Origin of the sequence: Limnospira indica PCC 8005 (assembly GCF_000973065.1) — a bacterium.
Classification (GTDB): domain Bacteria; phylum Cyanobacteriota; class Cyanobacteriia; order Cyanobacteriales; family Microcoleaceae; genus Limnospira; species Limnospira fusiformis.
Map to the genome: position 1 here is coordinate 2,363,790 of NZ_FO818640.1, position 13,433 is coordinate 2,377,222.

Consider the following 13,433-nt stretch of genomic DNA (forward strand, 5'->3'; position numbering starts at 1 on the left):
TAGCTTCAGCCAGATACCAGCATAACCCACCCCTACAAAACTTTTACTCGCTCATCACCGGATTTTTCTCTGTTGGTGTAAACTCAGCATCCACTATTTCTGAGGAAGTTTCCTGATCATCCTCAAGATTATAATTATATGATGGTTCTGTAAAAGCTGGTTGTTGGTAATTGAAAACCGGATCAAAGTCTGTGTCCTTAATATCCGGTAATTTACCTCGTCCTAAACCCATAGCCACTAAACAATCATTAATCGCTATTACTGAGTCATTATAAGCATCAATTTTCTGCTTAATTTGTTCTTGTAATTTATGATTATCTTCCAGCTTTTCTTCCGCTTCCTGTTCCAAGGTTTTAGCTAAATTAGCTCGTGCCATCTCGTATTGAGAAAAAATCGCCCCAGATTGATGTTTAGCACCCACCTGCAAATTATCATTGAGAGTCAGATTAATCACAGTCCGAAAATGGCGGAGAACTGTTCTTTTAACCTTTTTCTCAAAGTCAATTTTCAGCAGTTGACGAATAGCCGGTTCCGCTTCAACCATCCCTTGATAATCAGCACTATTACAGGCTTCCCGTAACGTTTGACGCAGTTGGAAATGGGGAACTGTTCCCTCTGCATAAAACTCTGGGGTTTCCCGTACATAAGCACCGCATTCGGTCTGAGCCGCACTAATTACAGCATCATGAACTTTACGGTGAAGTTGATTTAACGTAGCATCAATACCGCCATCATTACCCAAAAGACGATATAGATGATGGTAAAAATCAGCTTGATGGACTTGCTCAGTTAACTGTTGGAAAAAGTTAGCCACCAAGGACTCACAGGACTCTACTAGGGTGGCTTTTAAATCATCCGATAAGCTATAAAAAGCCTCCGCTAATATGGCTAATAGAGGAACCACAGCACTATTGGGGTGGTTACTTTGAGCGCGTTTGTAGGCTTCACCCACTGAGAATTTTTGAATCAGTGTATCTAAACGCTCAATCATCTTTCTTTGTAAGTTCCGAAAATCTCGCTCATAAATAGCGTTTTCGTTACTCGCTACAGTGTGATTAAGATGAGCCTTAATATACTGCTCAAATTCATCGCCAATGGTTTTTAAGTCTTGGCTAAGTTGTCGTAATTGTAAATCCTTAATTGCATCGATTTCTTTGGGTTGATTTTCTAAATCCCACCAGTTTTGCAGATAATAAGACCTTAACGAAATGCAGACAGGTCGGAGGTCTTCTGCTAAGGCTTGAAAAAGCTGGGGTCGGCGGTCTTCTGTGAGATAGCGGGTGATATCATCACGAAACTGATCAATCCCACTATCAAGAACTAATTGCTCCATCAAATTGTAGCCGTGAGCATTCAGAATTTGTAGATACTTTTCTTGATGGGTGTCCGCATAACCTATGGCTGGAGTAATGGGAAAGCTACTGCGGGAAAGTTGACCAGAAGTGAAGAAGTAGTTATTAAATTCTACTATAAATTTTGGTGTCTCTTCCGCCTCTGGATTAGAGAGATTACCCTTGGCAAAAATTGAATCTAAACCCCAGCGATCGCTACCATGAGTCTGACGAATTAACTCCCCATAAAACCCTAATAATCCACTGGTTTTATAAACGCGATCGCTACTACTGAATTGAGTATTTAGATGACGGTTTAAACAGTTTTTTAGCTGGTCATCGTACCAAGTCGCATCAATATAATTGAATACATAAAAAACGCGATCGCGAATCCCCGAATTATTCTGAATGCGTTCTAGTAACTGAGTCTCTTCTGAGGTCAGTTCCCCATTAGCTGCTGTTTTAAATACACAGACCACCGCCGAGGTATCAGAATGCTCAATTTTATCATAAGCAATCTGTGTATCTCGTTGGACAGGTGCATCAATTCCCGGAGTATCAATAATTACATTACCATCTTCTAAGAGGGGATGATGGCAGTAATATTCTATCTTTTTAATAACTGCACTATTTTGACTACGACGAGCATATAGGGAGGCTGAATCAACACCATTATCAGCGATTTCTCCCATAGATAAAATAGTATTATTATGGGCGTTGATTTTATCCCGATTCGCTACAAAACCAGCTAACAATTGTTCCAAGGCTTTCGCTCGTTTGGCGCGCTGATTCCGACTTTCCCCCCCCTCTTGTTCATAGAGTGTTTTCGCCGCTTCCTGGAGTCCTTTCGCTTCCTCTATTTCATGAAGATTCCCAGGAGTCGATAACCCCAATGTTTGACAAAGTTCGTGGACTTGCTCCCGGATTTCTACTTCACTTAAAAAGGTCAGCACTACCTTTTCATCCGATGGAGTAGCAGCATATTCAATGTAGCAAATAGTACCCGTGGCGTGTCCCTGAGCGCTATACAGCAATTCTCGCCCTAACAGAGCGTTAATTAGCATCGATTTTCCCGCACTGAAAGCGCCAGCAAATACAATCTCAAATCTCGGAGAAATTGCCTTTTCTAATGAGGTTCTGACTGCTGATAAATCCTGCGATCGCAAAGATGATTCCTGCAACAATAGCTTAATTACACTATTGACTTGCTGATCCAAATTCTGGCATTGCGGAATATTCACAGACATGATCTGTACCATCCTTTAATATCTTAAAATCGTCCCTGCTAACTACAGCATCACTTTTAGCTATTCCCGAAAAGATTGTGATTTTTTTGGTCTGACAATTACTAGCCACACCAACACTGACTCCCACCATTGGGGAAGCCTGAATCCAGCCACTGTAGTCAGCCAAGACCCTGACACATTATTCTAGGATAAATAGGGGATTGAGTCAACCCCTATAAATAGCAAGTTTTCCCCCTCCTAAGCAGCACCTAATACCTTAATCAGCCATCATCCGTGTTTCTACAGATTGCCATTTATTTAATGCCCAAAAATTATGGGTTAGCCACATTTTAAGGGCGGATAAATGATCTATAAATTTGGGGCAATTTACCCGATTTATTAGAAAGTCAAAAACCGCCCCATCATATAATTAAACCATCACTTTAAATCCAGAATACCCTGAGTTTTAAGTTTAGGGTTAAAGCGGATTTCTTCCTGTAATCCTCGTTTTTCCAAGGCAGATAAAATATTTGCCTCGACTCTTTTGGCGACGGTTTTAAGTAGTTTATCCTTGCCAATTTCATCAAGACTATCAAACTTAGCCACTTCCTCCGAGGTCATTTGTGGCTTGACATCAATAGGTTGATTCCAGCGATCGCTGTGTTCAGCATTACCAGGAGGAACCGAACCATTTTCAGCTATCCAACCATCGCGAATTTCCTCTAGCAGGGTCCGACTAGGGCGATTAATAGTTTGTACTTTCAGCCAATAGCACCCTTCTGGTTCACGCACTAAATGCTGTTTTATGCTTTGGAAAATATCACGAGAATAGCCTACATATTGTAAAATATGTTGTTGATTAAAAATTGCATAAACCCCGATTTTTCCTGATAAAGATTCTGGTAATTTCCCGGAATTATCCAGATAAGCAATAAATTCCAGACCGCTAAGGGGAATCATCTCAGTTGAGGAAGTCATGATTGATTAATTAGGTGCAATGAACAACAATACCACCAGCTAGTTAGCTAGGGCTATAAACAAAGGCATTTAAGCCATTAAACTCGACGATAGATAGCACAGAGGCGACTAGGTTTAAAAATCTTCGCCTGGAACATATAATTAGGCGGAACATTCACAATGATATAATCATCAGAGTGATAATATTCTTCTAATTCCGGTGGCATTCCTTTGGGGGTATTAATGCTGTAGGGGACAGGTTGAAAGAGTAACTCCGTAAATTCTACCCCATTCCCTTCAGTTTGCTGTCGCATTTGGTTGATAAATGTATCACTGGTTAGGAGGCTAAACAGTATGGATTTTGCTTGTGGTTCTAGGGTAAAAGAACCATCAAAATTTTCGATAACTTTTAACTTCATAACTCCCTTTCAAGGCTAGTTGAGCAATCACAGGTAATCTTCCCGTTGTTGACTGTATATTCTAAACCGCTAGGGGGGATATTCCCAAGGGTATAATTGCCCAAAACCTCAAAAATCTGGAGACCGAAAAGAATAATCTCAAAAATAGTGGCTATCTGGCGGACAGTTTGCGTTAGCATAACTCTATAACAGTTTTCTCCAAAATAGCGACAGCCATGCAAACGACAGAACCCTCGCCCCCAACCTCTGAAAATCAGCGAGATTGGCTCAAAATTGCCGAATATGTGTCTGTGGTCGCCTCTGGGGTAGGTTCACTGGTAGCAGCGATTATATTTCGCCCGTTGTTACTGGCGGCGGCTCCTTTAACTGTGGCTGTGGCGTTGAATATCATCAACCGCCAACGGTTTGAGCAGCAAGTGCGACAGAGTACAGATGCAGCGATCGCTGATGTTCGTGCGGTGGTAAAATCCCTTTATGATCAGGTTCAGATGTTACCAGGACCGACAGAGGAAAACAGCGACCTAGATCAAATTACAGAAGTGCTGACGGAATTACAAAGGGTAACTCAGCGTTTAGAACAAAATGCTTTGCGTCATGAGGATTGGGAAGTGATGAATGTTCGGTTTCGGTTAATGGAAAATACCATCAATGATATCAAACAACACCCACCAGCTACCAATTCGGAGCATTTATCCCAACCCTCTGTTTCTCCCGGAAACTTGATTAAACTGGAACAACAACTAGGGATTCTTTACCAGCAGGTCAGGGAACTGCAAAACCATAATCGAGAGATTGTTAAACCCTATTTAAAACGTCTGACTGTCGCGGTCAAAAAACTACAACAAGGTGACAATATACCGAGCTAGTTTAACGGTACTCATCCCCGCAGTCGCCAATAATTTCAAATAGGTTTTTTCCTCGATTGGTGACTTGATGAATTTGCTGCCGATCGCTTTCATCTAGGCTAAAATCAAAAACTCTAGCATTCTCATCAATATGTTGAGAAATGCTTAATCGCGCTCCCACCATGGCTCCCGCTACCGTAGGCTGTTCGAGGATGTAGCGAACCGCCACATTAGCAATACTGACCCCATGGCGATCGCCAATGGATTTTAACACAGTCAGCAACTCTTGAAATAACTTCCAGCCTCCCCAAGCATCAATCATATTTTTATATTTTTTGAGGCTAACAGTTTTTAACATCATAGCCATAGGTTCAGGCTTCCCTAAATACTGTTCCGATAAGAACCCACCACAGAGAACCCCATAGGGAACTAACTTAATATCATGGGTTTGACAGAACTCTACCATAGCCACCAAAGGACGGCGATCGACTAGGGAAAACTGCACCTGATTAGAGACTATTTTAATCCCATTTTCCACAATGACCCGCAAATGTTCAGTATCAAAGTTAGTCAAAGCCAAATGTTTAATTTTCCCCTCGGATTGTAGAATAGTCATCTGTCGCAATGCTTCCAAATAGTTATCATCGCGATAATCCCACCAGTGAAATTGAAGCAAATCCAGACAATCCACATTCATTCTCTTGAGAGAAATATCAATATTTTTCTCAACAATATTGCGAGTCATTTTTTGAGGTCTAGGAACCCATTTAGTAAACGCCTGAATAGTTGATAAGGCTTCCTGACCGCGAGAATTAGCCATTTGTCGCCTAAATTCCCCGATGAAATCTTCCGCCGGTCCATAATGATCCGCCAGATCCCAAGTAGTGTAACCTGCATCATGGTATTGAAACATGGTTTCGATCGCCACCTTGGGGTCAATGCGTCCATGATACCCAGAAACCTGCCACATTCCATTTAAGATACGACAGATATTGAGGTCTTCGGTAAATTGGAATCGAGAAGATGATGTTAACATGGCCAATGAAAGTTCCTTTAAAGGTTTGCTATCCCCCGAATGGGTGAGTTTTATGGAAAAAGTGGGTAATTGCAACAGACCCCTTGCGGTTTCACAATCGAACTGCCATGATGATAACAGAAAGGCACATTACGAGGGTTTCAAAAGGCGAGAAAGTAAGTGTTTATGGGAACACTGCACTTCTGGCCTTTTTTCTTTTTGGGTAATTTTTGGGTAATTCATGGCGATCGCGAAAAAGTGGGTAATTGCAACAGACCCCTTGCGGTTTTACCATGCAACTCCTCTGATAATAACAGAAAGGCACATTACGAGGGTTTCAAAGGGTTGGGAGCATGATTTAATCTCAAATTAGGTTAACATTTTACGGCAATACAGTATAATACCAAGTATGGGTGCGAGACGTTTAGGAGTGAAATAGGGATGCAATGCCCGAAATAGCCTCCTAGTGGGACTTCCACTCCTTTGTGGAATATAAGGGATTCACATCCCTGACCATCCCATAACTGTTTATATGTCCCGACGCTTGGAGAAATCTGAGCAAGGCAGGGGACTCAAGGTCATAAACAAACTGAGAAATCAGGGAGTAGAGAGTAAAGGCGATAGCCACCCCCAGTTTCAGGATACACAACCTTGGGATTGAAGCGGGGAACGGAAGGCGTGAAGTAGAACCTACTACCAAATGCGACCACTGCCAACCATCCATGACTAGGGAAACCGAATGTCTGGCTTGAACCATCGTCATTATTGAGTAGCGTAATAGGTTGCCACGCTGCGCTCAAAAGAGCAAGGGGAAAAGTAGGGTTTTCCATACAACACCTACACAGACCTTTTTAAGTACCCCGGTGGAAAGGACAAGTCTAAAGATGGAATGCCCATATAAACGGAACGTTTAAACCCCCTTTTTTTTTTAGGCTCTCGGCAGGTACATCTTGTTGAGTAGTGAAAGTGTAATCGTATGCCTTTAAGGGGAAGGGATGTGACTGAAAGCCAATGCCTAATTGTAATGGTTAGGATATGCCCACTAGTCACGGTGTAGATATAGTTACTGCAATCAACAGGAGTTTAACGGCGAAAGCGAGTTTAAACACTACGATGTTGTATTTAGCTCCAAAAGTTGAAGTACAAAAGCAGGGGTTGGTAACCCTGTTCCCGTTGCCAAGGGGTATCTACATCAGGAGCCGTGTGATACGAAAGTATCAAGCACGGTTTTGAATGGGAGTGGGGGAAGGCGACTTCCCTCTCGACCCCTACCTGCGAGACCTTCGGGTATGAAATAGAGCTGAAATGGGCGTGGGGACTACCCGGTGAGGACTTCAACCCCTTGGTTGATTGGGTCGCATCCCTGACCATCCCATAACACAGCCGGATTTTTGGGCCCACCTTCGAGACTTCCAATATGGTTGCCAAGGTGAAGCGTCTAATCAGGTCTAAGACTGCCCGAGCCATGCTGACATGGGCGCATTATCGATTCAAACTAACCCTGAGACATCAAGCGCGGAAATAACTGAACAGTTGTAGATGTGACCGAAGAATACACCAGCAAAACCTGTACTCACTGTGGTCATGTCCATTCCCAGCTAGGTGGCTCAAAAGTGTTCCGATGTCCGGAGTGCGGGTTCACTCTACCACGGGACTGGAACGGTGCTTTTGGAATCTTTCTAAAAGCTTTGCGGGATACCGCCTCTGTTACCTTAACGGGTAATAGTGCTATCGTCGCATTGTCCGGGAACAACCGGAAAAATGCCGCGTAAATGTATCAGATAAGTGTTTATGGGAACACTGCACTTCCGACCTTTTTCTTTGGCGGTAATTTAGAGCGAACGAGAAAAAGTGGGTAATTGCAACAGACCCCTTGCCGTTTGACAAGAAACCTGCCATGATCATAAGAGAAAGGCACATTACGAGGGTTTCAAAAGGCCGGAAGCTGAGTGTTTATGGGAGCACTACAACTTCTAGCCTTTTTCTTTTGGCGACATGGTGATGCTCTACTATTGGGGAGGTTTCTATGGATTAATCCTCATCAATAGCGGTTCTCAAACTCTGACAAAAAGTGGCGATCGCCTCTAACCCATGTTCTGGGGAAGCCGCCGCCAGTCGATTCACAAAAGCACTTCCCACAATCACAGCATCAGCCCCCCAGGAGCGAACTTGTTTGGCGTGTTCGAGTTGAGAAATACCAAACCCCACACCAATAGGCTTATCGGTGAGAGAGCGCATTTGTTTAAGTAAATCCTCAACCCGGGTCTGAACCTGCGATCGCATTCCGGTAACTCCGGTAACACTGACCAGGTAAATAAAACCCTGGGACTGACGAGCGATCGCCTCAATGCGATCGGGGGAACTGGTAGGAGCCACCAACAACACCAATTCAATCCCCTGTTCCTTAGCTGGATATAGGAGAATCTCAGCCTCTTCTAGGGGTAAATCTGGAACCACTAACCCCTTGACCCCAGCATCCTTAATCTGTGCGAGAAACTCAGGAATCCCCCGATACAGAATGGGATTGTAATAAGTAAATAAGATAATCGGAGCCTTGATAGTAGGGCTAACAGTTTTCAGCATCTCCAAAACCCCATCTAGTCGAGTTCCCCGATTTAAGGAACGGGTAGCAGCAGCTTGGATAACTGGACCATCAGCCAAGGGGTCAGAGTAGGGAACCCCTAACTCGATCAGGTCTGCTCCATTTTTATCTAAAACCTGGAGGGCTTTAGCGGTAGTATCTAAATCGGGATCTCCGGCTGTGATAAATGGAATCAGCGCACATTGGCGGCGATCGCCATTAGCTGGACTCTCAGAGCGCAACTTTTGGAAACATTCAGAAACTGAGATCATTTCAAACTCGAATATGTGGGGATAGTCCGGTTAGCTTTTTGATTGCTCATCTACAGACCCAGACTCCCGATGGACAGATTTTTGCTGTTTTTCTTGCTCAACTTCAGCCTGAAGTTGTTGGAGTTGTTCCGGTGTCATTTCCGCTATGCGCTTCTCAATCACCGCTTCCTCGTAATCTTTGAGCTGTTGATTATAGGTCATGGTCTGGGTGACGGCGCGCCATAGGTAGGTGAGTAGCCACAGGACTAACCCTCCCACCAAGATCGCCTGACTCCAAATTCCCGCCTTGCTACTATCAAAGCCTGATAACTGAAAAACCCAGTACAACAGACCTCCGGCTACAAAAATGCCAATCCCAATCCCAATTACATCAATTCGTCGCATTAGCTTTCAATTTGTCGGGGTTGGGGACGAAAATTTAGGAATGGTGACAGCAAAATCAGCCCTGGAAATAAAAAGAAAACCAGAAAGTACATCAGTAACCGCTCTACGGAACCAGCTACATACCAGCGACTTTTCAGGTAAAAGTACAAAGCCCCAGGAGCCACCACCAGGTAGGTTCCACCAAGAATAACATACAGTAACAGTGTAATCAGCATAGTTGGGTGATCCGACAATCCAACGACAGTCTTTATAATTAAACCGCGAAAAGTGACCAGTGACCAGTTTTGCTACGTCACCAATGACCAGCGATCGGGTCATAAATATTTGTAGGCGCGGGTTTACGCCGGGTATATGATATTACAGATAGGCTGCTGCTCTATGAGGCTCTCCCACCACTTGCGATCGCTCCGATTTTTCCCTACCGTTCAAAAAATTTGGGAAAATAGTTGCCAAAATTCCAGAAAGATGCTCAAATATAGATTGTGCTTTTAAATAAGCGACCTGGGGGCGTGGCGGAATGGTAGACGCTACGGACTTAGAAAACTGAGCCTTGGGGTGAGAAATCCCTCAAGTGACGGCTCTCAAACTCAGGGAAACCTAAATCTGTTCGCAGACAAGGCAATCCTGAGCCAAGCCTTTGAAGGGGTGAAGGAAATACCTAATTTCTGGAACTTCTTGATCGGAAGGTGCAGAGACTCGACGGGAGCTACCCTAACGTTAAGCCGAGGGTAAAGGGAGAGTCCAATTCTCAAGGCAATTAGGCGGGGATCAACCTACCTGATGCTGTAGCGAAAGCTGCGAGAGGATGAAAATCCGTTGACCTTCACCGGTCGTGTGGGTTCAAGTCCCACCGCCCCCACTATCATCAAACCCTTATCCGCACTGCGATAGCCGGGAAACACTTAACCCGATCGCCGTACCTAATTACTCAGATATTACTCACAATCTAGTCCTAGCACAGGACAATTATTCCGTCAATAGGATGATTACTCAGTCAACAAGCACAACTTAGTCAATCTGTCAAATATCCATACCTCCCCCCAACCAAACACGCGATAGGTTAACTCCCTTGTGATACCCGTCAAGGGTATCCCTATCGGTTCGTGCCTCACCCTTGACTGCTATCACGTCGGTCGTTTCCCCAAAGAGTGTTTGTTCCGGTTGGGGGGAGGATATGTTTCAAAATCAACCACGACAACAGCAGAAGATAATTCCCCAAGCTATCAATGTACAAAGATAAACCTATCAATGTACAAAGATATCAGACCGCCTTTCCGTGGACTAGACCTATAGGTAAACCTATGAGCGATCGCCTATCCGGTTATCTATGGGTCTGATTCATAATCCTCGGTGAGGGGAAACTATGGGCTATCATCTACCGACTCCAACCCGATACCCCTAAACAACTTTTCAACTGGTGACAATTACCGAGATGGGAATCGATACCCACATAATCCTCAGCAAGTCTCCAATCTTTGATGGTAATCATCCCGTGCGGAAACCGATACCAACATAATCAGTTCACCCCCAAAACCTTAGCCGTAAGTTGTAGGTAAAGCTATCTGTTAGGGGTAAAGTAGTTCTGGGCTCAGTACAGGACAAAAAAGCTGAAAGTCTTAGCCAAAAGGGAATCTAGCCGAAAATTCTGAAGGGGGCGCTCCGGGCTGAGGTGAAAGTCGAGGGGTGGGGGGGTAGCGCCAAGTTGGGGTGAGAGGGTTACATCGGAATTACCACAAACCAAACTTCCCTCTCATGAACGAGCTTAACCGATTACGAGACACTTTGCGCCCTCACTTGCCCTGGCACGGGGCGAGATTAAACTTTGTCTGCCTGTTCCTGATGGCGCTATTCCAAACAAAGACGGTTAATCTGATGGAAATAGCGACTGTATTCGCAAATCCTGTGCAAATTTCCTCAAATTACCAGCGATTACAACGTTTTTTTCGGCAATTCAAATTTGACCGGGCAGAGATTGCCCGTTTCGTCGTTAGCCTCATTGACATTCCCCAACCTTGGACTCTTAGTCTCGACCGCACCTGTTGGTCTTTCGGTCAAACCCATTTCAACATCTTGATGTTGGCAGTCGTCCACGAGGGGATTGCCTTTCCCCTGCTGTGGACGATGCTTGACAAAAAGGGCAATAGCAACAGTGGCGAACGCATGGACTTATTCGACCGCTTCGAGGCACTATTTCCTGACGTGGAGGTGGCTTGTCTGACCGCTGACCGGGAATTTGTGGGGCGAGATTGGCTCTCGTATCTTCTCATCGACCCCCAGGTTCCTTTCCGCCTACGCATCCGCCACAGCGAGCTGATTAGTCCTAAGTTAGGAGGAACTCGGCGTAGCGGCGAACGAATGTTTGATTCTCTGCGACCCGGAGAATTTCGCCAGCTTTCGGGTCGCCGTTGGGTTTGGGGACGGCAGGTTTACGTCATTGGCTCTCGTCTGGCTGATTCGGGGGAGTTGTTGATTCTCATCACTAACGCTTGCCCCGAAACGGCCCTCCCCGACTATGCTCGGCGTTGGGGTATTGAAAACCTCTTCGGAGCCTTGAAGACTCGGGGCTTCTGTCTCGAATCGACTCACTTTAAGGACCCTGAGCGCTTGAGCCGTTTATTGGCTTTGCTTAGCCTGGCTTTTATAGCACAAGACAGAACACTTAGGACGTATAATGGAGAGGACGAGATGACTAAGAAGACCAAAAATGCCAGCCCCCTATAGTTACGACCTCAGACAAAAAGTTATTGATGCCATTGAACTAGACGGTATGCCCAAAACAGAAGCCAGTCAAGTTTTCCATGTCAGCAGGAACACCATTAATCTCTGGCTGCAAAGAAAAGCACAGACCGGAGACTTCCTCCCTAAACCTCATCACCGACCTGGCAATAACCACAAAATTACCGACTGGCAGAAATTCAAGGCTTTTGCCCAAGAGCATGGCCACAAAACCTCCGCTCAAATGGCTGAACTTTGGGATGACGACATCTCTCCTCGCACCATATCCAGAGCCTTGAAGAAAATTGGCTTCACCAGAAAAAAAACTTACGGCTACCAAGAACGTTGGAAGCAACAGCGAGAGGAGTTTATGGCTCAGATTGAACAGATGGAGCCGGAAGAAGTGGTCTACCTCGATGAAGCCGGCATGAATAGTCAGGACTCGGATTACCCTTATGGTTACTGCGAGGAAGGAAAACGCTTCCATGCACTCAAATCAGGGAAGAGGCAGGGCAGGGTAAGTATGATAGCCGCATGGTGTCATCAACAACTCTTAGCTCCCTTTAGCTTTGAGGGTTGTTGTAATCGGACAGTGTTTGAGTTGTGGTTGGAGTTCATCTTAATTCCAACATTGAAGCCAGGTCAGACTCTAGTATTGGACAATGCAACGTTTCATAAAGGGGGGCGGATTGCTGAACTGGTGGAGGCAGCTCAATGCCGTTTACTCTATCTACCACCTTATTCGCCAGACCTCAACAAGATAGAGAAATGTTGGTCGTGGCTGAAAGCCCGTATTCGCCACTGCATTGAGCAGTTTGATTCTCTCCATGATGCCATGGATTCCGTTCTCAAAGCTGCGTCCTAACCACCTTGACTAATGCTATAGCTTACCTCGGTCGAAGCGAAAAAACTCCTAATAATTTTCCCCATCATATCAAGTTCGCTTAATCGGTTATAATATCAGTGACCAATGCCAAACTTGCGTTATGCCCAGACGAATTAGTATAGCTCCCCACTTAAGTACCGAAGAACTTGGCCGGGCTGATCACCAAGCCCAAGAGGGCTTGGAAAGTCGCCAATATCAAATTATTTGGTTGTTGGCTAAGGGGAAGACCACGGAGGAAGTCCAAGAAATTACGGGCTACAGTCGCATCTGGATTTATGAATTGGTAAAGAGATACAACCAATTGGGATTAAAAGGGCTGGGTGCGCGCCGAAAAGGAAATCCCGGACATCCACCGTTAATTGATGATGTGACTCAAGCTCAGTTATGGCAAGCCCTGCAAGGAACAGCGCCGGATGGGGGACTTTGGAACGGTCGCCAGGTGGCAGACTGGTTGACAGGAGTAACTGGACGAAAAATTAGCCGACAAAGGGGATGGGAGATTCTGCGACAAATGACATTTCGGCTTCGTGTACCGAGACCGGCTCACATCGAAAGTGACGAAGACGAGCAGCAAGCCTGGAAAAAAAACTGGTAACGGAGTTAGAGGGACTTCGCCGGAGATACCCTGATGCACAGGTGCAATTGTGGAGCGAAGATGAACACCGTCTGGGACTCAAACCGGTGATGCGACGTATTTATGTAGCGGAAGATTGTCAACCACTCGCCCATATTAATTGGAAATTCGAGTGGTTATGGCTATATGGTTTTGTGAGACCGGAAACGGGAGAGACTTATTGGTGGA

The 13,433-nt window shown here is 45.0% G+C and carries 10 protein-coding genes and 3 pseudogenes; 5 read left to right on the top strand and 8 right to left on the bottom strand.

Annotation, left to right across the window (positions count from 1 at the left end; translation table 11 throughout):
* Window positions 1-43: 43 nt before the first annotated feature.
* The 4 genes from XZ46_RS10355 to XZ46_RS10370 all read right to left on the bottom strand — a co-directional run bounded on the left by XZ46_RS10355 (window position 44) and on the right by XZ46_RS10370 (window position 4,112).
* Window positions 44-2,578: a dynamin family protein gene (locus XZ46_RS10355; RefSeq protein WP_008050317.1), complete on the bottom strand. Its 2,535-nt coding sequence runs from the start codon at window positions 2,576-2,578 to the stop codon at window positions 44-46.
* Window positions 2,579-2,995: 417 nt separating this feature from the next.
* Entirely contained in the window at window positions 2,996-3,535 is a 540-nt protein-coding gene (locus XZ46_RS10360; RefSeq protein ID WP_006626084.1) for a GIY-YIG nuclease family protein, read from the bottom strand.
* A 77-nt stretch (window positions 3,536-3,612) separates the two neighbouring features.
* Complete coding sequence (locus XZ46_RS10365) at window positions 3,613-3,933, bottom strand: hypothetical protein (RefSeq protein WP_006626083.1); 321 nt, start codon at window positions 3,931-3,933, stop codon at window positions 3,613-3,615.
* Complete coding sequence (locus XZ46_RS10370) at window positions 3,930-4,112, bottom strand: hypothetical protein (RefSeq protein WP_006626082.1); 183 nt, start codon at window positions 4,110-4,112, stop codon at window positions 3,930-3,932. Before XZ46_RS10370 ends, XZ46_RS10365 begins: the two co-directional genes overlap by 4 nt.
* Before the next feature lie 36 nt (window positions 4,113-4,148).
* Here XZ46_RS10370 and XZ46_RS10375 point away from each other — a divergent pair, with 36 nt between their 5' ends.
* Entirely contained in the window at window positions 4,149-4,799 is a 651-nt protein-coding gene (locus XZ46_RS10375; protein ID WP_006626081.1) for a hypothetical protein, read from the top strand.
* 1 nt (window position 4,800) lies between these two features.
* Here XZ46_RS10375 and XZ46_RS10380 read toward each other — a convergent pair whose 3' ends face one another.
* Complete coding sequence (locus XZ46_RS10380; protein ID WP_006669060.1) at window positions 4,801-5,814, bottom strand: aldo/keto reductase; 1,014 nt, start codon at window positions 5,812-5,814, stop codon at window positions 4,801-4,803.
* A 1,357-nt stretch (window positions 5,815-7,171) separates the two neighbouring features.
* Between XZ46_RS10380 and XZ46_RS29000 the strand changes: the two are divergent.
* Window positions 7,172-7,565, top strand: a pseudogene (locus tag XZ46_RS29000) (zinc ribbon domain-containing protein); the annotation flags it as partial.
* A 259-nt stretch (window positions 7,566-7,824) separates the two neighbouring features.
* Here the strand turns inward: XZ46_RS29000 and trpA are convergent.
* From trpA to ndhL, 3 genes are read right to left on the bottom strand one after another with little or no spacing between them, the layout of a single operon-like run.
* On the bottom strand, window positions 7,825-8,646 hold the full coding sequence (gene trpA, locus XZ46_RS10390; RefSeq protein WP_006626077.1) for a tryptophan synthase subunit alpha: 822 nt from the start codon (window positions 8,644-8,646) through the stop codon (window positions 7,825-7,827).
* A gap of 30 nt (window positions 8,647-8,676) precedes the next feature.
* Window positions 8,677-9,030 (bottom strand): DUF3007 family protein, encoded by a 354-nt coding sequence (locus XZ46_RS10395; RefSeq protein WP_006626076.1) that lies wholly within the window; start codon window positions 9,028-9,030, stop codon window positions 8,677-8,679.
* Window positions 9,030-9,245: an NAD(P)H-quinone oxidoreductase subunit L gene (ndhL, locus tag XZ46_RS10400; RefSeq protein ID WP_006626075.1), complete on the bottom strand. Its 216-nt coding sequence runs from the start codon at window positions 9,243-9,245 to the stop codon at window positions 9,030-9,032. Before ndhL ends, XZ46_RS10395 begins: the two co-directional genes overlap by 1 nt.
* 1,537 nt (window positions 9,246-10,782) lie before the next feature.
* On the opposite strand from ndhL, the pseudogene XZ46_RS10405 reads away from it, so the two are divergent.
* From XZ46_RS10405 to XZ46_RS10415, 3 genes and pseudogenes are all read left to right on the top strand, one after another.
* A pseudogene (locus XZ46_RS10405) lies at window positions 10,783-11,670 on the top strand (IS4-like element ISAtsp3 family transposase); the annotation flags it as partial.
* A 64-nt stretch (window positions 11,671-11,734) separates the two neighbouring features.
* A complete protein-coding gene (locus tag XZ46_RS10410; RefSeq protein WP_006670343.1) occupies window positions 11,735-12,610 on the top strand; it encodes an IS630-like element ISAtsp1 family transposase in 876 nt (291 codons plus the stop codon).
* 121 nt (window positions 12,611-12,731) lie between these two features.
* Window positions 12,732-13,432: pseudogene (locus tag XZ46_RS10415) on the top strand (IS630-like element ISAtsp4 family transposase); the annotation flags it as partial.
* Window position 13,433: the final 1 nt, after the last annotated feature.

Excerpts from the sequence above, each read along its gene's own strand:
- XZ46_RS10355 (WP_008050317.1), bottom strand. The coding sequence starts at position 2,578 with ATGTCTGTGAATATTCCGCAATGCCAGAATTTGGATCAGCAAGTCAAT.
- XZ46_RS10360 (WP_006626084.1), bottom strand. The coding sequence starts at position 3,535 with ATGACTTCCTCAACTGAGATGATTCCCCTTAGCGGTCTGGAATTTATT.
- XZ46_RS10365 (WP_006626083.1), bottom strand. The coding sequence starts at position 3,933 with ATGAAGTTAAAAGTTATCGAAAATTTTGATGGTTCTTTTACCCTAGAA.
- XZ46_RS10370 (WP_006626082.1), bottom strand. The coding sequence starts at position 4,112 with ATGCTAACGCAAACTGTCCGCCAGATAGCCACTATTTTTGAGATTATT.
- XZ46_RS10375 (WP_006626081.1), top strand. The coding sequence starts at position 4,149 with ATGCAAACGACAGAACCCTCGCCCCCAACCTCTGAAAATCAGCGAGAT.
- XZ46_RS10380 (WP_006669060.1), bottom strand. The coding sequence starts at position 5,814 with ATGTTAACATCATCTTCTCGATTCCAATTTACCGAAGACCTCAATATC.
- trpA (WP_006626077.1), bottom strand. The coding sequence starts at position 8,646 with ATGATCTCAGTTTCTGAATGTTTCCAAAAGTTGCGCTCTGAGAGTCCA.
- XZ46_RS10395 (WP_006626076.1), bottom strand. The coding sequence starts at position 9,030 with ATGCGACGAATTGATGTAATTGGGATTGGGATTGGCATTTTTGTAGCC.
- ndhL (WP_006626075.1), bottom strand. The coding sequence starts at position 9,245 with ATGCTGATTACACTGTTACTGTATGTTATTCTTGGTGGAACCTACCTG.
- XZ46_RS10410 (WP_006670343.1), top strand. The coding sequence starts at position 11,735 with ATGCCAGCCCCCTATAGTTACGACCTCAGACAAAAAGTTATTGATGCC.